This is a genomic window from Puia sp. P3, assembly GCF_050632245.1.
In the GTDB taxonomy this organism is placed as follows: Bacteria; Bacteroidota; Bacteroidia; order Chitinophagales; family Chitinophagaceae; genus Puia.
This window is the reverse complement of the sequence record NZ_CP192583.1, coordinates 2551655-2572633: the sequence shown is the minus strand read 5'-3', so window position 1 is coordinate 2572633 and position 20979 is coordinate 2551655. Positions and strand designations below refer to the sequence as shown.

Genomic DNA, 20979 nt, shown 5'->3' with positions numbered 1-20979 from the left:
GCCGGTCACAGCTTCTCCCGCATCGGCGACGAGAGATAAAGATGCCAGAGCAGCATCGTAGCCACCGTCCTGTAGGGCTGCCATTCAGCCGCCACCTGCTGGATTTGTTCACGGGAAACATCACGGGAAAGTTTCTTCACCCGCCTCAGCGCATTGACCGCGGCCAGGTCTCCGATAGGGAAGATATCGCTGCGCTGCAGGACGAACATGAGATAGACGTCGATCGTCCAGTTGCCGATGCCTTTCAGCGCGATCAGCCGGCTTCTGACCTCGTCGTCGGTCAGGTCGGCCAGCGCCCCGAGGTCGAGCTCGCGTGAGACCAGCGCCGCAGCCGTGCCCCGGGTATAGACGGTCTTCTGCCGGCTGAAATAGCAGGCCTTGAGTTCTTCGTCGGTCAGTATCAAAAAACTTTCCGGAGTGATCGGCTGCAGCCGCTCGCGCAGCTTGTTCAGCGCGGCAAGCGCAGAAGCCAGCGACACCTGCTGCTCGAGGATGATGTGAACGAGCGTCTCGAAACTATTGGGCCGTGTCCACATTGGCGGGTACCGGTGCTCGCCGATGATCTTCGCCAGGTCGTTGTCGGCGCTGGCCAACTGGTCGCAGATGGAGTGGAAATTCTTTTTGTTAAAGGTCTTTATCGCCGGGGACTTTTTTTCATCTATAGTTCTTTGGCCGGGTCCCAAAAAGGGTCCTGAAGTCGACGACCCTGTTCTTTTCTACTTTGACGCCTTCTTTTCGAGCAGTGCACGGCGGGATTCGGGGTGGTCGCCGGTGATACGGCCCGCGCTGTTGATGACGCGCTGGGCGGGCACCTTTCTTCCCTTGTCGTCAACGGAGCGCATCGCGCGGCCCACCATGCGGGGGTTGGGCAGGTCGAGGACGGCAGCGATCGCGCCATAGGTCGAGACCCTTCCCTTCGGGATCTGGCGGACCACGTCGAAGATAAGATCGGCCAGCGACTCCTCTTTTGCACCCGAAGGTTTCACGGCGATCAGCCGTTCTTTTTTAGCCGCGCTTTTCTTTTGGGGTGTTCATAGACTGTAAATATATAAAACAGGGTCTGGATTCAGCGGAGTTCGTTTATCTTTATCCCGACTATGCCCGACGAACGTCAGTTATTGAATGCCGCAGCTTCAGGAGATGAAAAGGCTTTCCGCGTCCTGATCGAGACCCATTGGAAGCGGGTTTATTTCAATACGCTGGCGCTGGTAAAATCGCCCGCCGCCGCGCAGGAGCTGACGCAGGATATCTTTCTCAAATTATGGCAGCAGAGGGACAAACTCACGACGGTGGAAAGCCTCCCACACTATATATATGTACTGGGGCGTAATCAGGTGATCTCCTTTTTGCGGAAGAAGATCGTCGACACCAGCCCCATCGGCCCGGAAGCGGTCATCGAAGACGTCCTGCTGCCCCATTTGCAGCTGGAAGGGAAAGACGCCTACCGCATCGTCCTCGAGGGTATCGAGCAGCTGAGCCCCCAGCAGAAACTCATCTTCCGCATGAGCCGCATCGAAGGACTGTCCCACGAAGAGATCGCCGGCCGCCTGCAGCTGTCGAAGAATACCGTCAAGGTCCATATGGTGATCGCGCTCAACTTTATGCGTACCTGGATAAAAGACCGGCTCCAATAAAAAAATTCTTTCCCCCGACTAATCCCTCCGTCTTTCAAAAAGCGTCCTGTAGTGTATGAACGCACAACAGCTGAACCATCTGCTCGACCGCTATCTAACGGGTGAACTCTCGCCGGAGGAAAGGATCGCCCTGGCCGAAACCATCGGAAGGCCGGAGCACAGGGATGCGCTGGAACGGCTGACCCGGGAAGTCCTGACGGCCGACGATCTTTCCGCCGGACTCGATGATCCCGCGGCGAAATCCGCGATCATCGCCCATCTGGATGCTGCCATGGCCGCACAACGGCGCAGACTGCGCATTCCGCACTACGTGCGTTATGCCGCCGCTGCGGTGGTCCTGCTCGCCGTCGCCGGGCTGGTGTATTTCGCGGGCTCCGCAAAAAACGAACGGTCCATCGCACGGCAGCCGGCCGTGACCCATGACGTCGCCCCGGGTCATGAAGGCGCCGTCCTCACGCTTGCCGACGGGAAGCAGATCGTACTGGACAGCAGCGGCGACGGATCGCTGGCCCGGCAGGGCGGGATGGCCATCACCAAAGAGCACGCGGGTCGACTGGTCTATGCAATCGAGCCTACGGCAACATTTCCACAAACGACCATGTACAATACCCTCACCACGCCCCGTGGGCGGCGGACTTCGGTCGTTCTCTCCGACGGAACAAAGGTCTGGCTCAACGCCGCCTCGTCGATAAAATTCCCGGCCGCCTTTATGGGTAAGGACAGAACCGTCGAGCTATCGGGAGAAGCGTATTTCGAAGTAGCAAAGGACGCAGGGAAGCCCTTCCGGGTGCACCTGAACCGTCCGGGTAAAAATCCCGAGATAGAGGTCCTTGGCACCAGCTTCGACGTGATGGCCTATGAGGACGAAGAGACCGTCAGTACCACACTCGTAGACGGATCGGTAAGGGTCACCACCGGCGCGGGCGCCAGCCTTTTAAGGCCGGGACAGCAGCTGCTGGCCGCATCGGACGGGAAGACCAGTCTCGTTGCCGACGCCGACGTACAAAAGATCACTGCTTGGAAGGAGGGGAATTTTATTTTCCATGGGGACGAGCTGAGCGATATCATGAAACAGCTCGCCAGATGGTATGATATCGACGTTCATTATGACTCACCGGTTACAGATCACTATACAGGTAAAATAAGCCGCCAGGTAAATATTTCACAGGTGTTGAAGATGCTGCAGGCTGCGGGAGGAGTGAATTTCACTGTCGAGAACAGGCAGGTCAGGGTCTCGCCGAAAATCTAGGACCCGACGCGTTTGCCATTGTTGCCCAAATCTTATCCGATGATTGGATTGTCATCAATTTGACTATGTATTCCTGAAAAAAACCGGAAACGATGCCGCGTTCCCGGTCGAAAGTCAGGCCAAACACATAGAGCGCTATTGTACTGCTTATTGTTTAACCAAACTAACCAAAGGTATGGATTTTTCAACTACTGCTGGTTGCGTGCCGGAAAGCTATGCAACGCCCAAATGATCAGGAGCATGAGAATTACAACTGTCTTATTACTGGCGACCTGTCTCCACGTCGCCGCCATGGGTTACTCCCAGAAAGTAACGATCACTATGCACAATGAACCGCTCGAGAAAATCGTCGCCGAGATCAGCCGCCAGAGTGGTATCGAGATCCTGTTTAACAACGATCTGCTCCGAAAGGCGGGCAAAGCCTCTGTAGTCGTCAGGGATGCGGACGCACGCGAAGCGCTGTCGGTAGCACTTTCGCAGACCGGGTTCATCTTTACGACGGTGGAAGGCATGCTGGTCATCAGCCCGGCGCCCGCACCCGTAAGGACCGAGCTGCCCGCGCCGGAAGTCACCGTCACCGGCAATGTCATGAGTGTCGACGGCCATCCGCTGGCCGCCGTATCGGTGTCCAATCTGACGCAGAAAAAGAAGGGTACGCAGACCGACGCGGGCGGAAATTTTTCCATTCAGGCCAACGACAAGGATATGCTGGAGTTCTCGATAGTCGGCTACGGCGCGCAGCGCTTCCGCGTAAACCTTTTGACCCCGGTGATATCGGTGATCATGAACCCGCAGGCCTCCAACCTCAACGAGGTCGTGATGATCGGCTACGGATCGTCCCAGCGGAAGGACCTCACTGGTTCTGTATCCACCGTCAGCGGAAAGGACATACAGGATGTTCCCTTCAATACGGTCGACAATGCTATCGCGGGCAAGGCTGCCGGCGTACAGGTGACCAAGACGGACGGTACTCCGGGAGGCGCGGTGCGTATAAGGGTCCGCGGCTCGGCGTCCCTGCTTGGCGGCAACGACCCGCTGTACGTCATCGACGGCGTGCCCATGCAGGTGCAGAACAACTATATCACTCCGGGTTATGACGTCAGCAACCCCGTCGGCAATGATATTTCCGGTTCCGGCGGCGTAAGCCAGGGCATGTCCACGGGCTTCGTCAACGGCCTGAACAGCCTTGGCGGCCTCAACCCCGACGATATCGAGTCCATCACCATCCTCAAAGATGCATCCGCATCCGCTATCTACGGCTCGAAGGCGGCCAACGGCGTCGTGATCATCACGACCAAGCGGGGAAAGAAAGACGTGAAGCCCCAGATCACTTTCAACTACTATGGCACGCTGACCAGCATGTTTCCGCAAACCAAAGCTGCTGACCGGTCAGCAGTACAGGGACCTGCTTACGGAAGCCGCCGTCAACGACAACGCGGCCCGTGACAAGGCCGGCAGGGCGCACCGCCCTCAGGCCAACCAGATCGTCAACAGTCCCGGACAGTTCTTCGGCAGCGGGAATACCGACTGGGTCGACGCCGTCACGCGCAAGGCCTTTTCGCATACGGCGGAGATCGCGGTACAGGGTGGTTCGGCGTCTTCGCGCTATTATACCTCGATCGCCTTTACCAGCATCCCCGGCGTCGTCAGGGGTACCAACTACCAGCGCGTGACGGGTAAGGTCAACCTCGAGAACGAGATCAGCAAACGATTCCGCTTCATTACCAATTTCAGCGTCGGCTATACCAATCAGGACATCACCAATGGGGCGTATGACCAGGCGCTGAGAGCGCGGCCCGACTATGTGCCCCTTGACTCTACCGGCAACTATACCAATTTTGCCAATGTCGGCTACAGCTATCAGGGTTTCCAGAACCCAGTGGCGATGCTGACCGCGATCAACAACTCCAAAACGACGAGCCTGCTCGGTTCGCTGAGCGCGATCTACGATATATTACCTTCGCTGCAGTTCAAGAGCACGGTCTCGCTGAACAACCAGGTCTATAACCAGCGTACCTATACGCCGAGCTATCTGTCGATCGGCAGCTTCTATGGGAACGTCTCCTCCAACGGGGGTATCGGCAGCAACAGCAATAGCCGGTTCGCCGATTGGTTCGTCGAGAATACCCTGACCTATACAAAGCAATGGCGGGAGAAACATTCGCTGAACCTTCTCGTGGGTACCTCGTATGAGAGCGCAGAAGAACAGCTATTTCAGCGCTACCGCCGCGGGCTATCCCAACGACAATATCCTCAACAACCTTAGCAGCGCTATCAGTCCGGTCTATACGCAGTCCGACGACCCCAGCAAGCCGCAGAGCTATCTGGTCTCGTACTATGCTCGGGCCAACTACACTTATAAGGACCGGTATCTGCTGACCTTCACGGGCCGCGCGGATGGTTCGTCCAAATTCGGACCGGACCACAAGTACGGCTATTTTCCCTCGGGCGCCCTCGGATGGCGGCTTTCGAAGGAAAAATTCCTCGAAGACGTGCCGTGGATCGAAGACATCAAGATCAGGGGCAGCTATGGGCTCACCGGCAATCAGAACATCGGCAACCAGATGTACCGGACCCTGTACGCGCCCAATTCCTATGCCGGGAATAACGCGCTTACCCCGATACAGCTGGGTAACCCCGACGTAAAATGGGAGACGACCAAACAGACCGATATCGGCCTCGACTTTTCCTTTTTCAAGAACAGGCTGTCGGGTACCTTCGACTGGTACAACAAGCAGACCGACGACGCGCTGCTCCAGCTGCCTCTGCCTCCGAGCAGTTCGTACGGCATGCTGCTCTCCAATTCGGTGGGTATCCGCAACCGGGGCGTGGAAGTATCGCTGCAGGGCGATATCATCCGCTCACACGATTTCCGGTGGAGCGTTTCTGCCAATATCAGCTGGAACAGGTCGATCGTGACCAGGCTGACAAAGAACGCCGACCTCTCGCAGATAAGGACGCCGACGGGACTCGAGTACGGCAATACCACCCTGATCGAAGGGCAGCCGCTGGGTCTGATGCAGGGGATGAAGGTGACGGGTATCATCAAGACACAGAAACAGCTGGACGACTATAAGGCGAAGCTCGGGCCGATGGGCTTTGTCTTCCCCTATTTGGGCATCGGCGACCCGATGTTCCAGCTGGACACCGTGAGCTTTGCCAGCATCGGCGGCGCCTATCCGGACTTTCACGCGCTGATCGGCAGCGGCGCGCTGAAATACTTCGGCGGATTCACGCAGGGCTTCAGCTATAAGAACTTTGACCTGTCGCTATACTTCCTGTTCTCAGCCGGCGGTCATCTGATGTGGGGCGACGACGTCGCCAGCACGACATTCGTGGGCACGTCCAATGCCAATCAGTCGATGCTGGGCCGGTATACGGCACAGAATCCGAACGCGAGCCGGCCGAGGCTGCTGCTGAGCGACCAGATCATCTACAATACCAACCTGAGCATCTACAGTTCGTCCTATGTCAAGCTGCGGACAGCTACGTTCAACTACCGATGGCCCAAGAGCCGGTGGATGAGCAACAGCGGGATCCTGTCGGCGGCTGTGTTCTTTTCTGCTACCAACCTTTTTACCATCACCAGGTATCCGGGCAACGATCCTGAAACCTCTGATGACTCCTTTAGTGTGGCGGGGGCTATTTCGATGTGAGCAACTATCCCGCGGCGAGGACATTTTCTGGTGGTGTCAAGATTAGTTTTTAAACCGATAAACGAACAAACATGAGCATTATCCATAAATATAGCGTGGTCCTGTTGTCGGCGGTTAGCCTGCTGGGCGCCTGCAAGAAACAGCTGAACGTTTTCCCGACCACGGCTGAGGTCGACGGCAATATGATCTTCGACACGAAAAGCGCGTCCACGGCGCTGAATGGCGTTTATTATGAACTGGCCGCCGGCGGGGCGGATGTCAACGGGGTCCCGTCGACGACCTGGTATGACGTCAATGAAGAGATACCGTCCCAGCTGAGCGGCATGCTGTCCTATACCTTCGGCGGCGGCGGCCTCGACGAGCACACCTATAATGCCAAAACGCCTGGTATCGGCACCAAATGGAGCTATGGCTATGGCCTGGTCAATGCGGCCAATGGCTTTCTGAAGAATCTGGCGCCGGTAACGGCCATTACGGCCGCCGACAAGAGCAGGATGACGGCAGAGGCCCGATTTCTCCGGGCCTATGGCAATACCGAATTGCTGCTGTACTATGGGCAATTCAACGACGTCACCAGCCCGTATGGCATCATCATTCGCAGTGAGTTCGTAAAGCCGGATAACGTTGATCTGCCGAGGTCTACCGTCGCCGCGAGCTATGACTCGATCGTCAGCGACCTCGACGCGGCGATACCGGCCTTGCCTGGTTCGAACAGCGGCATTGCCTATGCCACCAGTTGGGCGGCGAAACTATTGAAGGCGCGGGTGCTGATCAACCGGGGGTCGGCCGCCGATCTTGGGCAGGTGATCAGCCTGACGAAGGATATTATTTCCAATGGGCCGTATGCGCTGGAAGGCAGTGTGCAGGATCTGTTCTGGACCAAAGGTCTGACGAGTAGGGAAGTCATGCTGGGCGTGCAGCCCTTTCCGAAGCAAAATATCAAATGGATGAGCTATGTCTACTATGATGATTTTGGTCCGAATGATTTTATGAATTCCCTGTTCCAGGGCGATCCGCGCGCCGACTGGCAGATCCGGACCGTCGGCAATCCTTATGGTCCCGACGTTTCGCTGACTAAGTTTTACCCCGGGTCGACCAGTTCAATTTCGGCGGCAGCCATCTCGGAGAATAGCTATGCGATGCGGCTGACCGAAGCCTTTCTGCTGGAGGCGGAGGCGATCACGGTCTCGGGCGGGAGCCTGGCAGATGCCAGGGCACTGCTGAAGACAGTTGAGGGTCACGCGGGGATCACCGATTTCACCGCGGTTGACGCCGCTGCCACGGCCGATGCGCTTCGTCTGCTGATCATCGAAGAAGAGATGAAAAGTTTTGTAGGAGAAGCCGGGCAGGATTTTCTGGCGGTTCGCCGTCTGCCGTTTGCAACGATCCAGGGCCTGCTGCCCTCCTTTACCAATAAGAGCCTGCTGATCCTTCCCATCCCGGATGCGGAAATGACGGCTAACAGCAAGATGAAACAAAATCCGAATTATTAATTCCACATCAAATGAAAAGAATATTTATCGTTTCCGCCTGTCTGGCTTCGCTGTTTGCCCGGGCCCAGCACAATACTTCTATCCATGCTTCGCTGAAAGGACTGGCTGCGGGTCAGTGGGTTTACTGGAATTCGCTGATGAACAGTCTTCAAAAAAGATTCCGTGCAGACCGTGGACGGAGGGTTTACTATCCATACGAATCTTCCCGAAGGCGACGCCTATATGTTTCGTATCGGAAGTAAATATGTCGAGAACTCCGTGATGCTGTTGTATATCGAAAAAGGAAAAATAGAGATCAAAGGCGAAGGCCCGATGTTCAAAGACGCAAAGGCTGTTGGTGAGGCCTGTCTGCAGGATTATGAAACCTATGAGAGCGTGATCGCGGCCGATCCTGTGCTGAAGGGCCGTTCCGACCTGTATAAGAAAGCCAACGAGCTCTACGCGAAAAAGGACAGCGCCGGTCTGGCCGCCATGCAGCCGCAGCTGGACAGGATAGACTCGGTCGACAAGGCGCTGACGCGGCAGTGGATCGCGGCGCACAAGGATCGGCTGTGAGCGCCTACCTGCTGTCCCGTCAGTTGGGTCAGCTGAGCATCGAGGAGAAGGAAAAAGATCTACAATACCCTGCTGCCATCGGCGAAGGACAACGGTCCGGCGAAACGGATCGCGGCCAGCATCCGGATCAACAACCTCACCGGCATTGGGAAGACGGCGATGGATTTTACGCAGAACGATACCCTCGGCAGGCCGGTTTCGCTGAAGAGCTTCAGGGGAAATATGTGCTGGTAGATTTCTGGGCCAGCTGGTGCGTGCCCTGCCGCGGCGAGAACCCCAATGTAGTGGCCGCTTTCAATAAATATAAGGACCGCAATTTCACCGTGCTGGGTGTGTCACTGGACCAGCCGACCGGCAAGGAGAAATGGCTGAAGGCTATCCACGACGACCGTCTGACCTGGACGCATGTCTCGGACCTGAAGTTCTGGAACAACGCGGTGGCGCGTCAGTACGATATCAATTCGATTCCCGCCAACCTGCTGCTCGATCCGGAAGGAAAGATCGTCGCCAAGGACCTGCATGGGGAAGAACTGGAGAAGAAGCTGTCGGAAGTCTTGACTCAGCGTGGGTTCTCTCTGAGCGGGCAGGTTTCCGGCGGCCGGGCTCCGGCGAGGATCAACTTTTATTACACCGACGACAAGGGCGCGAACGTGCATGATTCCGCGCGCGTGGTGGGTGGCAAGTTTAGTTGCCGCGGCAGTATCAGTGTGCCGACGATGGCGTATATCACGGGGGCTTCGACTTCGCGGGACGAAGCGCATTCCGTCACTGTTTTTCTGGAGCCGTCGGCAATGACCATCGTGCTGCCGGCCGCGGACTACCGAAAGGCTGTTGTCTCTCGGGTTCGAAGACGCAGGAAGAATACGAAGAGTTGGAAAAGTCGAAACAGCCGATCCAGAAAGAAATGGAGCCGTTGTCGAAGGCCTATGAGAAGCGCCGGCGCGGCGATGAATGCCGCGGTCAGGGCGGGGAAGCCGCAGGACCTGATCGATCACGCTGCGCTAGCAGGGCCGCGGCGATACACGACCAGTTCGAGCCCTATTTCGCGCGGATGGCGCAGGCAGACTATGATTTCTTCGCGGGTCATCCCCAGTCCTATGTCACCGCTTTCCAGCTGCGGTTCCATACGGGTTCCCTGCCGCTGGATTCGCTGAAACTGTTCTATGACCGGCTGGGTCCCGTTCAGCAAAGCTCCTTCGGGCCGCGAGATCGCGGGAGAGATCGAGAAGCTGCAGGCCGGTTCCCCGGGCAGCGTGGCGAAGGATTTTACGGTAACCGAGCTCAGCGGAAGCCAGCTGAGCCTGTCTTCCCTGAAGGGCAAGTACGTGCTGATCGACTTCTGGGCCAGCTGGTGCGTACCCTGCCGCAGCAGAGCATGCCGCACGTGAAGGAGCTTTATGCGCGGTATAAGGAAAAGGGGCTCGAGGTCATCGGCGTTTCGGACGACGACCGGGACAGCGCCGCCTCCGGAAGAAGGCCATCGACAAGGATGGAACGGGCATCTGGCACAACGTCCTGCGCGGGCTGGACTGGGATAAGATCAGGAAGCACGTGAGAAGAACGAGCGGGACATCAGCGAGAAGTTCGGGATCCATTCGCTGCCGACGAAGATACTTATCGATAAGGAAGGAAAGATCATCGGGAGAGTATGACAAGGGCAGTGAGGGGAAGAGGCGGAGCAGCTGGATCGGCTGCTGGCGCAGGTGATGGAGTTGAGTCTTGGACGGCCCCGGGCTATCGCCCGGGGCTTGCACCCTTTTCCGGTCACAGTTGCAGGGACGGGGCAAGAACAATAGCCCTCCCGAGAGTGTTATGTATTGAAAAAAACCACTACATTCGTATTCCAACCTTCGCACTACTTCTAGCTAGACATTTTATGGACCCTCTCTCTGATTAGTAGCAGCAACTGGCATCCACCGGATGACCAACATTTTTTGTAATGCTACCAATAATAAGCCACAATGAAGAAGCCAACGCTGGTTCTAGTAAGCGATCACGCCCTATTACGTGAGGGGTTGAAGTATGTAATGAGTGTACAGTCCGAGTTTACTGTTCTCCACGAAGTTTTATTGCAGTCCTTTTGTGCCCAGGCTGGTAAAAGACCTGCGGCCGGACATCGTCCTGTTCGATCTGGAGCCCGTGGGTCACGATCCCGATATCATGCTGCGGGAGCTCTGCCGTCTGTCCCGCGTCCTGATCCTCGGCAGGCGCCACTGCCGGGGAGATCCTGACCCGCGCGGTCAGTTATGGCGTCAACGCCGTCCTCTCCAAAGACTGTTCTGCCGCCGAATTGTCCGCCGCTGGGCGTGGCGGATCGCCATCGGCTGTTCCTTCTTCTCCAATATACCCTTCCTGATGGAAATGTCGACCCTCTCGCTCTCGCCCGACGAGAAGCAGGTTCGCGCCGCCTTTCCGGTCGTCAGGCCGAAGTGGCCAGGCTCGTGGCGACGGGGATGACGTCGAGGGAGATCGCTGGTGTGCTTTCGATAGCTGTGAAGACGGTCGAGGCGGCACAGGAGCGATATTCTCAGGAAGTTGAATCTGCCGAATGCGAGTGCGGTCGCGAATTATATCAGTGCAGGGAATGCATAGAAGGGTATCGGGACCTGATCCCCTACCCTGTTCGTCGGGGTCTGGCCGGACACTGAGGCGCCAGAACATAGCAGTCCTATTTTTCCCAAAAAGGTGCGGTGGCAAATCGCATGAACTGCAGGCGGTTGTCATTTATCCGGGTGCAGGGCATCGGGAGGCTGAGCGCCAGTCATCGGTACGGAGAGGGCCTGCCGGAAGGCCGTCCTTATTGTAGAGATTTCCTGGCGGATTGTCGGCCCAGTTATAACGCACAGCTACGGGATTGGCAATTTCATCGCTGTAGACAATTACATTATCGCCATCGATGGCCGCCTTTGCCCATACAAATTTTCGGTCGCTGCCGGCGATACCGAAGCCTTTCAGCTCTTTTGTCTCCGTCCGGCCCGCCACCAGGCCCTGATTTATTTCCGAAAAGCTGAGCCTGATCCTTGTGCCCTCGATCTTCATCGATTGGTATATGGGCCCTGAGTAAACAAGTTGTTCGCCATAGGCGATATGTCGCGCCGCCAGCGACAAGCGGACGCCCGGATCGAACTTGTCGGTAGGATGGATCGTATGGGCATCGCCGACATCCGTGATCACCGCCATTCCCGGTTGCCGGCAGGGACAACGCTTTCAGCTGCGCTTCGCGCACCCAGGAGCCATATTCCTTCAGATGGGGTTTTTGCGGAATCGCGAAAGTTGGCCAGCTGTACGAACAGGAAAGGAAAATTGCCCTGTCCCCACTGTTGGCGCCAGTCGCTGATCAACCTCGGAAATAGCGTATTGTATTCAACCGCATCGGCGATCCTGTCGCCATTGCTTTCCCCTGATACCAAATTATTCCTTTGATGCCATAATGAAGAACAGGGGTGATCATGCCATTGAACAGATGGGTTGGTGAACTGAATCCCCGCTAGTCAGAATGATCTAGTTTGTCCTTATAGGCATTTATATACTTTGTAAATGCAGGGCTCTGCGCGAGGCCGTCGAGACTGATCCAGGCCTGGACAGGGGTACCCCCTTTATACGAGGCAATCATTCCCATCGGAATCCCGGTCGTTTTTCGCAGTTGCTGCGCAAAATAATAACCGACTGCGGAAAAGCCATGCCAGGCAAACCGGGTATCGGCCATTGCCTGGGGTGAACAGACCACCCATCTACCATTGCGGGAGTCCGCCGGCACATCTGCTAGGTCATATTGAGGCTGCAGCGACGCTGCCATCGGCACGGTAGAAAAAATGGATCAACGAATCGGTGGCTCCGGCAATGGAGGCTGCGGCATTGTCGGTTTGCTGGATACCCAGTTCCATATTCGACTGGCCGGAAACGCCCCATACGTCGCCTATCCATATATTATTATAGGTCAATGTATTGCTCCTGCCGGTAATGACCATGCGACAGGGGCCGCCAGCCTTGTAACTACCTAATTTTAGCTCAAATTTTCCGGCATGGTTGCCACGGGTAGTGTAGGTCTTGCCCATAAATTGAATTTCCACCTTCTCGCCGGCGTCGGCCCATCCCCAAACCGGTACTTTCATATCCCGCTGCAAGATCATATTATCACCAAAAATGGCAGGAAGTTTAACAATAGCAAGCGCCTGATTGCACGACATCACCAATAAGGCAATACAGGCTTGTTTGAGATAGCTGATCATGTTAATTAATTAGATCTGCTAAGTAAACCGAAAGCCATTAATTAATACTTAATTGATGCCTAATAATCCGGAATTTTATGCTCAGAAAATGGTAAATTGCGGGACCTGCAACCTTCATCCCTTTGGCGCCCTCTGACCTCATCCAAAACACCTGCGTATGCAACCAAAGGGAGAGCATTCATTTGTGCACGGCGCCGTTTCCGGCGTAATCCCTTTTCTTCCTTCTCGGGCTTTGGCCTTTTTTTGCTCGTTGTCAGCCTTCGAAAGAAGATATTCCGACGCAGCGGCTTTTGCTGCAGCTGGCATCCTGTTTCCTGAATGTAGTGCGGCAGAACCAGATCGATATCGATAGCGGTCTTGTGATCGCCAGCCAGCGGATGCATTTGAATCCGATGATCGTGATCGACGAAACCGGCAATGACGGATCGGCGGACCCGGCCAGCAATCCGGGGTGGGCTCTCTGCGTTGGAGGCTTCACTGAGCGGACTAAGAGGAGAGGCCAGTCTCCGCGCGCTGAACCGGATCGGCGCCGTCTATGCCTTCCGGCCCGGCGCGAGGGCAGTCGATCTGGACAGTGCGCTGGCATTTCTCGACGAGGCAAGGCGGGGCGGAACCGGCAGTCCTGTTTTGCTTTCGAGGACCCAAAGCCCTGATCGGGAAAAGCTGGCTGGAAAAAGGGGATACGGTCCGGGCGGCGGCGGCCTTTCCGCGAGGCGATCGACCTCGGCTGTAGAAGCGCACGACAAGCACGCCGAGGCTATCGCCTGGGCATGGTGGGGAACGTATGCTGTGTTCCAGCCGGCAACTATCCTGTCTCGTATCGTTCGCCTAAAGAAAGCGGACTCGATCTTCAATATAACGGGTGACCGCCGCAATCGTATTGTCACCCTTTCGAATATCGGCTATCTGCAGGCGGCAGCGGGTAAAATGTCTGACTCCCAGAAATTCCCTTCGACGCCGTGCTGGCCCTGGAAGATTCTATTCATTTTGCCTACACACACTATACATTAGATACCCGTTGTCTGCTCGCAGCTTTCGAAGGAGATATGGTGAAAGTACAACAGTACGCGATGGAGGAGGTCCAGTGCGGCCGAAACCACCCATGACAGCACCGTGCTTGCCTATGTTTATGCCCGCCGGCTGAACGCAGAGCTCGACGACATACACGATCGGGGCGCCGGTACGCTGGTTTGGGGTTATAAATCATTGGCAGAATTCCGGCGCTGGAATGAAGACCTTTTATCGTACCGGGTCGTGCATAATATTGGAATGATCCTGATCAATATGGGAAAGAACGAAGCCGCGATAGATTTGCTGGACAGTCTTTTGAAGCGCCATTCACCGGAAGACCCCGGGGATAAGCACGAGGTCTATCTGATGTTGGGTATTGCCTATCTCGACCTCGACAGTCTTGATAAGGCCCAACATTACCTGCTCCTCGCAGAACAACTACAGCAGCAAGTCTCACGGTTCAGCGGAGATCTGAAGGTTTCCTTACTTAATTTCAATCTGGGAAAGCTGTACTTCGCAAAACAGCAGTTCGAAAAAAGCCGGGCATATTTCAGCATCGCACTTCTCCACCCTAACAATTTTGAAAGTGCAGCCGATTGGGCCTCTATCTATAAATATATTGCTTCCGTCGACTCCGCAGCCGGTCGGTTTCACGAAGCGTATCTGGAGAGTACGCTTTATAATAGGATCGTGGATTCTGTTCGGCAAAAAGTGAATATGCGATTGATAGACGAAATGAGGACTAAATACGAGACAGATAAGAAAGACAACAATATCAAAATACTGCAACAGCAGTCCGCGCTTCAGGACTCCAGGAACAGGCAAAATCTTTTTGCGCGGAATGTCCTGATCGGCGGTGCAGCCTTATTGCTGATCGTTCTGCTGCTGTTATACAACCGGTTTCGCCTGAAACAGCGCAACAATCTTCAATTGCAGGCGCAAAAGGGTGAAATAACCCACAAAAATGCGGTACTGCAACATCTGGTTGAGGAGAAAGAATGGCTGTTAAAAGAGGTACACCACCGTGTCAAGAACAATCTTCACAGCATTATCTGCCTCCTTGAATCACAAGCCCGACATCTGCAGAATGACGCACTGAAAGCTATAGAGATCAGCCAGCATCGCATCTATGCCATGTCGTTGATCCATCAGAAGCTTTACCAATCCAGTGATCTGAAAGCGATCGATATGGCGGCGTACCTCTCTGACTTCACCCGGTATCTTCAGGACAGCTTTGACAATACCGGGCAAATCAATTTTTCCCTCGATGTTCAGCCGGTTCGCCTCGATGTCGCGCAGGCAGTACCACTCGCTCTGATCGTAAACGAAGCCGTAACCAACTCCATCAAATATGCATTCCCCGCGGGACGAAAGGGATTATTCGTATCAGCATGCGGCGCGACGGCGACATGATCACCCTCCGGATTGCCGACGACGGCATCGGGATCGCCGCGGAACTTATCGATAGTCCGGTCGATTCCCTTGGACTAAAGCTAATTCGCGGCCTCAGTGAAGATATTAACGCCGACGTCCGGATCGAAAACGACAATGGTACGGTGATCGAATTGCAATTCAAGGCCGGTCTGTTAAAAACCGCACCAATCCCTGCGTCATCTTTTAATGAAAAGGCCCTTTACACGTGATCGCCGTTCGCGGACTTGCTACTTCAGGTATTTCTTTAGTTCAGCCGCGGCTTGTTCAAAAGCTCCTGCGTCTGCGGCAGTTTGGCGAGGCCAGTCAACAATCCCCAGTCATGGATCACTCCATTGTATCTCACCGTGGTTACGGATACACCCGCCTGTTCGAGCTTGCGTCCGTATGCCTCGCCGTCATCCCGCAAGATATCATTCTCCGCCACCTGGATAAGCGCGGGGGTAACCCTTTCAGCTGCTCCGTTGTTGCCCGCAAGGGAGAAGCATGAATATCGTTGCGTTTGGCTTCTTCGGGTATATACATGTCATACATCCACTTCATCAAAGGAGTGGTCAGAAATCGCTGGTCCCCGAATTCCCGATAAGACTCCGTCTCAAAATTGTGGTCGAGGATCGGCCACATCATGAATCTGTACGCTGATTGCCGGTCCGTGGTTTTCTTTCGCACGAATAGCAGTGACGGCGGTCATATTCCCGCCGACACTATTGCCTACAACGGCCAGTTTGTGTCCGTTGACCCCGATCTCGGCGCCATGAGCCGCCACCCACTGGGTCGCCGCGAAGATCTGGTCGATCTGCGTGGGATATGCGGCGTCCGGTGTCGGGGTATAGTTGACAAACACTCCCACACACCCGGACAAAACCGCGAGGTTACGGACCATGTGCCGGTGAGTCGGAAAGTCGCCCAGCACCCATCCACCGCCGTGGATATATATGAACACCGGCAAATCCCCCTGAGACCTTCCGGCCTTACGATGTTCAGCAGAAGATCGTGTCCGTCCACCTTAATCGATTTTTCCGAAATAGTCACTCCTGACATATCTACGGGATAGGCTTTTTGAACGTCCACCAATATCTGTCTTGCCTTCACCGGAGGAAGTGTTTCGAGTCCGGGGCCGCCTGTGTTCAGCGTTGCGAGAAAGGTCCTTACTTCTGGGCTGAGACGCTCGTCTGTTGCATAGTCTTTCACCTGACCATGAACCTGCATGGAGCCTGCGACCAGCAGCGGACTGAGGCAGGCGAAATAAGTTGCTGTTTTCATTGCTTTTATTTAGTTAATAATGATTGATCAATCATTCAATTACCAACCAAATGCCATAGTATATACAGATGGATATCAATCCTTTAAAACCATTTCCGCAAAATTGGAGGAACGAGATTTCGTATTCTGTCGCGCGATTGTTGATATGTCAAAAATGGAGCAGGTCAGTGTGGGTTCTTACTTGTTCATATATCTCCTCTTATCGATCCCTAATTTTTTCATCCGGGAGTTCAGGGTAGAAACGTTGATATCCAACAGCTCGGCTGCGCCACCTTCGCCGTAGACCTTCCAGTTACACTTCGTGAGGATGGAGAGGATATGGTCTCGTTCGTTTTCCTCAATCGTTTTGACCCTGTTTTCATCATTTTCATCCGTGCCTTTAGCTTTGTCTTCTGGCAGGACCAAACTTGTGATCAGCGGTCCCGTCGCCAGCAGCACGCTTCTTTCCATCATGTTTTCCAGCTCCCGTACATTTCCGGGCCAGCTATAGGCGCGGAGCATGCTGATCACCTCGTCTGAAAATCCGGTAATTTCCTTCCCCTGTTTATCAGAATATTTCTTCAGAAAGTAGTTCGCCAGAAGCAGGATGTCGCTTTGCCTCTCCCGCAACGGGGGGCAGGGAGATGGGGAAGATATTCAGTCTGTAGTAAAGGTCGAGGCGAAAGCGCCCCTTGCTGATCTCCTCTTCGAGGTCTTTGTTCGTGGCAGCGATGATGCGAACATCCACTTTTCGGGTGCTTCCCCCAATCCTTTCAATTTCTTTCTCCTGCAGGACGCGCAAAAACTTTACCTGCAAGTCCAGCGGAAGCTCTCCTATTTCATCAAGGATGATCGTACCGCCGTCGGCTTGTTCCGAACTTCCCGATCCTTTTATTAAACGCACCGGTGAAAGAACCTTTCTCATGGCCAAAGAGCTCTGATTCGATCAAATTAGCCGGCAGGGCGCCGCAATTTACCACGACGAGGGCTTTGTCCCTCCGGTTGGAAAGGTGATGAATGGCCTGTGCAACGAGCTCTTTGCCGGTGCCGCTTTCACCTAAAATCAAAACGGCAGTATCGGACTGACTGACCACCTGAACATGATTAAGAATTTCGGCCATAGCGGGGCTGCCTCCGACGATCTCCTTTAGGGATTGACTGGCCGGAAGGCCTCCGCCTCCAGCACCCGTGTCCGTGCCCTTAGCCGATGCCTCAGCCTGTTTATGCAGGTACAAGGCTATATCGAGCATGACCAAAACGTCTTTGGATCTGAAGGGCTTGACAAGAAACCCGTAGAGACCTGGTCGCTTTGGCGGCGTCGAGAATCACCTTATTCGAATTGGCAGACAAATAAACGAAGGCTATTTTCATCTCGCGGAGTTTTACGCCCAGATCGATTCCGGTGAGATTCCCCTGTAGCTGTATATCCAGCATGACGATGCCTGGGCGTCTCTTTTCAATCATGTTCAGCGCCGTAGATACTGACCGGGCGATACCGGTGACCGTATAACCAGCCCCTACCAGAATTTCTTCCAGGTTATTCGCTTCGATAAATTCATCTTCCACTATCAATACACTGGTGTTCACTTAGGTTGATTTTGCTGATGGCCGATACCAAAGATACCTTCCAATAAGGTAAGGAAAATTGGGGGATGTTCAAAGAAAACATATCGGGTACGGACGCTAGATCAAATGTTCTTTCTTAATCCCAAGGCGCTTCATTTTTGACGTCAGTGTGCTGACGGGTACACCCAGAATTGCCGCGGCCCCTTCGGATCCGGAAATTCTTCCCCGGCAATGTTTCAGGATCTTTAAGATGTGATCACACTCGTTCTCATCTATCGTTTTTAATGAATGACCGACAGATGTCTCAGCAACACCCGTAACGATCTTATTGGGCGGCAAATGAATATGTTTTAAGGTGGTTCCGTTTGCGAGCAGAATACTACGTTCGATCAAATGTTCAAGCTCGCGGATATTGCCCGGCCAGCACTGTACTGCATCATCTCCTGGAGCGCCCTGGTACCCAGGGTGGTGATCTGGCGCCCGGTCTTCTTGGAATAAAGGTGTATGAAATGCGTGGCCAGTATCGGGATATCCTCTTTTCGGTCTCTCAGGGCCGCGAGTTCGATCGGGAAGATATTCAACCGGTAATACAGGTCATTTCGGAAACGGCCTTCATTCACCTCCTTTTCCAGGTCCCGGTTGGTTGCTGCGATGATCCGGACATCGACCCTGATCGTGCCTTTGCCCCCCACCCGCTCGATCTCCTTCTCCTGCAAGGCCCTAAGCAGCTTGACACTGGAGCTCGAGGGGCATCTCGCCTATCTCGTCCAAAAAAGCGTTCCGTTGTTAGCCAGCTCAAACTTGCCGACCCTTCGTTCTGTCGCGCCGGTGAAACTTCCGCGCTCGTGGCCGAACAATTCACTCTCGATGAGGTTGGCCGGCAGGGCCGCGCAATTGACCTTCACCATCAATTTATTTTTCCGGGGCGAATTGTTGTGAATAGCCCGTGCAACCAGTTCTTTCCCTGTGCCGGTTTCACCCAGGATCAGTACCGTGGATTCAGAAGACGCGACTTGTGCGACCAGGCGAAATGTCCGAGGATCGCCTGCGGCTATCCCCGACGATCTCGGAGTAATTCTGATTCACCTTGATCTCTTCCTTCAGGTAGATGGTCTCCTCCTCGAGCTGCCGCTTGTAACGCCCGATCTCCTCCAGCCGCCGGATGACCTTTTCACTTGCCATAATGTTGGAAACCGCGATAGAGATCTGTGAACAGATGCTCTTCAGGAGGGCTTCCTGTTGTTGGATCTGCCGGAAGTCGGCGTGCGTAAAACTCAGAATGGCAAATCCGTCGACGCTGCGCGATATTACGATTCCCATGCGCGTGCCTATGGATCCGGACCAGGCTGGTGTGGGCAGTAGTGCTATAGTACCTTCCCTGGCTTCATAGAGGAACGGACCGTCAATCCCGGAAACCAGATCCATCGATCCGTCCGGTAGGGTTATCAGGCAATTTTGATGTCCATCCAGCCCGGATCCTGCACTATCTTCACCGGAAAGGAGGGGCAGATACCTGTTGGCTTCCGAGCTGAAAACATCGACAACATAATTTTCAATGCCGAACATCGCAAAGAGCTGCGTTTGCAGGATCCTGGAAAGTACCGTTTTATCGCGTACGGGAGCGATAGCATTGCTGAATTTGAGCAGCCGTCCTTTTTCGTCCTCCCTGTTCTTAATCTCCTGGTTGGCGACGATGTTGGCTACCGATATACAAAGCTGGTGAGACAGGCTTTCGATCAGCGTTATCTTTTCTTTGGTAATGATCTTCCGGTCCCTGAAATAGATGAACCAAAATCCAACCACCTCGTCACCCTTGGCAAGCCGGGTAATCAGCAGAACGTTTTGTTGCAAATCCTCGTTGATCCTTACGTATAGCGGGGAGGTTTCCTGCAAGGCGAGCTCCTTCAGATCGAATAATAATGGGATGACGGAGGTTCTCACCTGGTTCAATACGGTATCATTTATCGTGTTGCAGCCGTCACGAAATGGCAGGATGGAAGACGCCAGTTTGGCTTTCGCCTCTTCGTCCAGCAGGAAGGCGTCGAGGGTAAGGCCGTCTTCGTTGCAAACCGCGATCATGGTGTGACTACAGCCGAATAATTTTTTAAACGTGTCTTTGATAAATTTCGCCAGTTCATCCGCACTTCTGACTGAAGCCAAACCCGTATTAATAGCTAACAACAATTCCATTTGATTTTTCCTGCGTACCGTCTCCTCGATCCTGTTGATATTGGAAAGCCCTACCGACAATTGGGCGCTAACCCCTTTCAGCAGGTTTGTCCGCAAAGAATTTGCACCCTCGGGCAACATATGCAGCAAAAGAAAACCCAGAATCTCTTCGCCTACCTTTAACGACACGATGGCGAAGTTGTCCCAGCCTTTCCCGGCCCAGACGCTGAAAAGTTCCAACTCCGGAAACCGGCTGGCATACAGGGCGGTGTCGAAACAAAGCGACGTAGGATTCGTCGTCAGTTGCTGCAGAACGGAGCCCAATCCGGAATGAGACAGGGCCGTTCTGTGGGTCGCCAGGCGGATTTGATCCCCGGCGTGGATCTTTTCAAAGGCATGAATATCGTAGGTGTCCTCTTCGGCTTCGGTCAGGATAAGGGTGAGGCCTTCGAGCGTAAAGAAGGTCGCCAACTTCGAATGTACCGTCTCGAACAGGTCTTCCTTGTTCCTGGCTGCGGCGATCTCGGTACTCAGGTCCAGGAGAATGGTCTTCTCGTCATCATCATGCTCGAGTGCCGCTGATTCCAGCTGTTTGGTGATCGTTTCCTTGAATCGTTTTTCGAGGCTTTCCATGTATCCGATGTACTCGTTGAACAGCGTGGAAAGGTCTCCGTTCTTGTCTTTCGTTAGCATATCCCAGGCATTTTGCGATATACCGAACAAACGGAATGCCTGGCGACAAAT

At 54.4% G+C, this 20979-nt stretch carries 29 protein-coding genes and 2 pseudogenes; 15 read left to right on the top strand and 16 right to left on the bottom strand.

Features of this window, described 5'->3' with window-relative positions; translation table 11 throughout:
- Positions 1–5: 5 nt before the first annotated feature.
- Complete coding sequence (locus tag ACQ86N_RS15450) at positions 6–683, bottom strand: DNA-3-methyladenine glycosylase family protein (RefSeq protein WP_431215921.1); 678 nt, start codon at positions 681–683, stop codon at positions 6–8.
- A gap of 33 nt (positions 684–716) precedes the next feature.
- A complete protein-coding gene (locus ACQ86N_RS15445; protein WP_431215920.1) occupies positions 717–986 on the bottom strand; it encodes an MGMT family protein in 270 nt (89 codons plus the stop codon).
- A 111-nt stretch (positions 987–1097) separates the two neighbouring features.
- Here ACQ86N_RS15445 and ACQ86N_RS15440 point away from each other — a divergent pair, with 111 nt between their 5' ends.
- The 12 genes from ACQ86N_RS15440 (at position 1098) to ACQ86N_RS15385 (ending at position 11235) form a co-directional block, all read left to right on the top strand.
- Positions 1098–1634: an RNA polymerase sigma factor gene (locus ACQ86N_RS15440; protein WP_431215919.1), complete on the top strand. Its 537-nt coding sequence runs from the start codon at positions 1098–1100 to the stop codon at positions 1632–1634.
- Positions 1635–1689: 55 nt separating this feature from the next.
- Entirely contained in the window at positions 1690–2883 is a 1194-nt protein-coding gene (locus tag ACQ86N_RS15435) for a FecR domain-containing protein (RefSeq protein WP_431215918.1), read from the top strand.
- Between the two features lie 240 nt (positions 2884–3123).
- Positions 3124–4329 carry a TonB-dependent receptor plug domain-containing protein gene (locus ACQ86N_RS15430; RefSeq protein ID WP_431215917.1) on the top strand — a complete coding sequence of 402 codons (1206 nt, stop codon included), beginning with the start codon at positions 3124–3126 and terminating at the stop codon, positions 4327–4329.
- A 223-nt stretch (positions 4330–4552) separates the two neighbouring features.
- Positions 4553–5149, top strand: coding sequence for a hypothetical protein (locus ACQ86N_RS15425; RefSeq protein WP_431215916.1), 597 nt, complete (start codon positions 4553–4555; stop codon positions 5147–5149).
- Positions 5073–6539, top strand: coding sequence for a TonB-dependent receptor domain-containing protein (locus tag ACQ86N_RS15420; RefSeq protein ID WP_431215915.1), 1467 nt, complete (start codon positions 5073–5075; stop codon positions 6537–6539). Before ACQ86N_RS15425 ends, ACQ86N_RS15420 begins: the two co-directional genes overlap by 77 nt.
- A gap of 71 nt (positions 6540–6610) precedes the next feature.
- Entirely contained in the window at positions 6611–8032 is a 1422-nt protein-coding gene (locus tag ACQ86N_RS15415; RefSeq protein WP_431215914.1) for a RagB/SusD family nutrient uptake outer membrane protein, read from the top strand.
- Between the two features lie 162 nt (positions 8033–8194).
- Positions 8195–8587, top strand: a complete 393-nt coding sequence (locus tag ACQ86N_RS15410; RefSeq protein ID WP_431215913.1) for a hypothetical protein — start codon at positions 8195–8197, stop codon at positions 8585–8587.
- Positions 8584–9741, top strand: a complete 1158-nt coding sequence (locus ACQ86N_RS15405; protein ID WP_431215912.1) for a thioredoxin-like domain-containing protein — start codon at positions 8584–8586, stop codon at positions 9739–9741. Before ACQ86N_RS15410 ends, ACQ86N_RS15405 begins: the two co-directional genes overlap by 4 nt.
- Positions 9742–9750: 9 nt before the next feature.
- Complete coding sequence (locus tag ACQ86N_RS15400; RefSeq protein ID WP_431215911.1) at positions 9751–9975, top strand: TlpA family protein disulfide reductase; 225 nt, start codon at positions 9751–9753, stop codon at positions 9973–9975.
- A complete protein-coding gene (locus tag ACQ86N_RS15395) occupies positions 9972–10142 on the top strand; it encodes a hypothetical protein (protein ID WP_431215910.1) in 171 nt (56 codons plus the stop codon). Before ACQ86N_RS15400 ends, ACQ86N_RS15395 begins: the two co-directional genes overlap by 4 nt.
- Before the next feature lie 527 nt (positions 10143–10669).
- Positions 10670–11044 carry a hypothetical protein gene (locus tag ACQ86N_RS15390; protein WP_431215909.1) on the top strand — a complete coding sequence of 125 codons (375 nt, stop codon included), beginning with the start codon at positions 10670–10672 and terminating at the stop codon, positions 11042–11044.
- Positions 11017–11235, top strand: coding sequence for a hypothetical protein (locus tag ACQ86N_RS15385; RefSeq protein WP_431215908.1), 219 nt, complete (start codon positions 11017–11019; stop codon positions 11233–11235). The genes ACQ86N_RS15390 and ACQ86N_RS15385 overlap by 28 nt, the downstream gene beginning before the upstream one ends.
- A 76-nt stretch (positions 11236–11311) precedes the next feature.
- Here the strand turns inward: ACQ86N_RS15385 and ACQ86N_RS15380 are convergent, their stop codons facing one another.
- The 5 genes from ACQ86N_RS15380 to ACQ86N_RS15360 all read right to left on the bottom strand — a co-directional run bounded on the left by ACQ86N_RS15380 (position 11312) and on the right by ACQ86N_RS15360 (position 13261).
- Positions 11312–11767: a hypothetical protein gene (locus tag ACQ86N_RS15380; protein WP_431215907.1), complete on the bottom strand. Its 456-nt coding sequence runs from the start codon at positions 11765–11767 to the stop codon at positions 11312–11314.
- On the bottom strand, positions 11758–11997 hold the full coding sequence (locus tag ACQ86N_RS15375; protein ID WP_431215906.1) for a hypothetical protein: 240 nt from the start codon (positions 11995–11997) through the stop codon (positions 11758–11760). Before ACQ86N_RS15375 ends, ACQ86N_RS15380 begins: the two co-directional genes overlap by 10 nt.
- A 77-nt stretch (positions 11998–12074) precedes the next feature.
- Entirely contained in the window at positions 12075–12344 is a 270-nt protein-coding gene (locus ACQ86N_RS15370; protein WP_431215905.1) for a hypothetical protein, read from the bottom strand.
- 10 nt (positions 12345–12354) lie between these two features.
- Positions 12355–12816 (bottom strand): hypothetical protein, encoded by a 462-nt coding sequence (locus ACQ86N_RS15365; RefSeq protein ID WP_431215904.1) that lies wholly within the window; start codon positions 12814–12816, stop codon positions 12355–12357.
- 253 nt (positions 12817–13069) lie between these two features.
- Positions 13070–13261: a hypothetical protein gene (locus tag ACQ86N_RS15360; protein WP_431215903.1), complete on the bottom strand. Its 192-nt coding sequence runs from the start codon at positions 13259–13261 to the stop codon at positions 13070–13072.
- A 20-nt stretch (positions 13262–13281) separates the two neighbouring features.
- Between ACQ86N_RS15360 and ACQ86N_RS15355 the strand changes: the two genes are divergently transcribed.
- The 3 genes from ACQ86N_RS15355 to ACQ86N_RS15345 all read left to right on the top strand — a co-directional run bounded on the left by ACQ86N_RS15355 (position 13282) and on the right by ACQ86N_RS15345 (position 15470).
- Positions 13282–13827, top strand: a complete 546-nt coding sequence (locus ACQ86N_RS15355; protein ID WP_431215902.1) for a hypothetical protein — start codon at positions 13282–13284, stop codon at positions 13825–13827.
- Positions 13828–13929: 102 nt separating this feature from the next.
- The gene (locus tag ACQ86N_RS15350) at positions 13930–15240 is read left to right on the top strand and encodes a sensor histidine kinase (RefSeq protein ID WP_431215901.1); all 1311 of its coding nucleotides are present in this window, start codon (positions 13930–13932) and stop codon (positions 15238–15240) included.
- Positions 15219–15470 carry a hypothetical protein gene (locus ACQ86N_RS15345; protein WP_431215900.1) on the top strand — a complete coding sequence of 84 codons (252 nt, stop codon included), beginning with the start codon at positions 15219–15221 and terminating at the stop codon, positions 15468–15470. Before ACQ86N_RS15350 ends, ACQ86N_RS15345 begins: the two co-directional genes overlap by 22 nt.
- A gap of 35 nt (positions 15471–15505) precedes the next feature.
- Here the strand turns inward: ACQ86N_RS15345 and ACQ86N_RS15340 are convergent.
- From ACQ86N_RS15340 to ACQ86N_RS15300, 9 genes and pseudogenes are all read right to left on the bottom strand, one after another.
- Positions 15506–15882 (bottom strand): annotated as a pseudogene (locus tag ACQ86N_RS15340) (alpha/beta hydrolase fold domain-containing protein).
- Positions 15854–16201 (bottom strand): alpha/beta hydrolase fold domain-containing protein, encoded by a 348-nt coding sequence (locus ACQ86N_RS15335; protein WP_431215899.1) that lies wholly within the window; start codon positions 16199–16201, stop codon positions 15854–15856. Before ACQ86N_RS15335 ends, ACQ86N_RS15340 begins: the two are co-directional and overlap by 29 nt.
- Positions 16202–16698: 497 nt before the next feature.
- Entirely contained in the window at positions 16699–17031 is a 333-nt protein-coding gene (locus tag ACQ86N_RS15330; protein WP_431215898.1) for a hypothetical protein, read from the bottom strand.
- Positions 17032–17068: 37 nt separating this feature from the next.
- Positions 17069–17404: a sigma 54-interacting transcriptional regulator gene (locus ACQ86N_RS15325; RefSeq protein WP_431215897.1), complete on the bottom strand. Its 336-nt coding sequence runs from the start codon at positions 17402–17404 to the stop codon at positions 17069–17071.
- Positions 17343–17621 carry a sigma 54-interacting transcriptional regulator gene (locus tag ACQ86N_RS15320; protein ID WP_431215896.1) on the bottom strand — a complete coding sequence of 93 codons (279 nt, stop codon included), beginning with the start codon at positions 17619–17621 and terminating at the stop codon, positions 17343–17345. The genes ACQ86N_RS15325 and ACQ86N_RS15320 overlap by 62 nt, the downstream gene beginning before the upstream one ends.
- 100 nt (positions 17622–17721) lie before the next feature.
- Entirely contained in the window at positions 17722–18087 is a 366-nt protein-coding gene (locus ACQ86N_RS15315; RefSeq protein WP_431215895.1) for a response regulator, read from the bottom strand.
- 96 nt (positions 18088–18183) lie between these two features.
- Positions 18184–18405 (bottom strand): helix-turn-helix domain-containing protein, encoded by a 222-nt coding sequence (locus ACQ86N_RS15310; RefSeq protein ID WP_431217429.1) that lies wholly within the window; start codon positions 18403–18405, stop codon positions 18184–18186.
- A gap of 50 nt (positions 18406–18455) precedes the next feature.
- Positions 18456–19049, bottom strand: a pseudogene (locus tag ACQ86N_RS15305) (sigma 54-interacting transcriptional regulator).
- Between the two features lie 16 nt (positions 19050–19065).
- A complete protein-coding gene (locus ACQ86N_RS15300) occupies positions 19066–20928 on the bottom strand; it encodes a hypothetical protein (RefSeq protein WP_431215894.1) in 1863 nt (620 codons plus the stop codon).
- Positions 20929–20979: the final 51 nt, after the last annotated feature.

Bases quoted from the DNA above. Each gene is read 5' to 3' on its own strand.
- ACQ86N_RS15440 (WP_431215919.1), top strand. From the start codon at position 1,098: ATGCCCGACGAACGTCAGTTATTGAATGCCGCAGCTTCAGGAGATGAA.
- ACQ86N_RS15435 (WP_431215918.1), top strand. From the start codon at position 1,690: ATGAACGCACAACAGCTGAACCATCTGCTCGACCGCTATCTAACGGGT.
- ACQ86N_RS15430 (WP_431215917.1), top strand. From the start codon at position 3,124: ATGAGAATTACAACTGTCTTATTACTGGCGACCTGTCTCCACGTCGCC.
- ACQ86N_RS15420 (WP_431215915.1), top strand. From the start codon at position 5,073: ATGAGAGCGCAGAAGAACAGCTATTTCAGCGCTACCGCCGCGGGCTAT.
- ACQ86N_RS15415 (WP_431215914.1), top strand. From the start codon at position 6,611: ATGAGCATTATCCATAAATATAGCGTGGTCCTGTTGTCGGCGGTTAGC.
- ACQ86N_RS15400 (WP_431215911.1), top strand. From the start codon at position 9,751: ATGACCGGCTGGGTCCCGTTCAGCAAAGCTCCTTCGGGCCGCGAGATC.
- ACQ86N_RS15380 (WP_431215907.1), bottom strand. From the start codon at position 11,767: ATGGCGGTGATCACGGATGTCGGCGATGCCCATACGATCCATCCTACC.
- ACQ86N_RS15365 (WP_431215904.1), bottom strand. From the start codon at position 12,816: ATGATCAGCTATCTCAAACAAGCCTGTATTGCCTTATTGGTGATGTCG.
- ACQ86N_RS15345 (WP_431215900.1), top strand. From the start codon at position 15,219: ATGCGGCGCGACGGCGACATGATCACCCTCCGGATTGCCGACGACGGC.
- ACQ86N_RS15320 (WP_431215896.1), bottom strand. From the start codon at position 17,621: ATGGCCGAAATTCTTAATCATGTTCAGGTGGTCAGTCAGTCCGATACT.
- ACQ86N_RS15300 (WP_431215894.1), bottom strand. From the start codon at position 20,928: ATGCTAACGAAAGACAAGAACGGAGACCTTTCCACGCTGTTCAACGAG.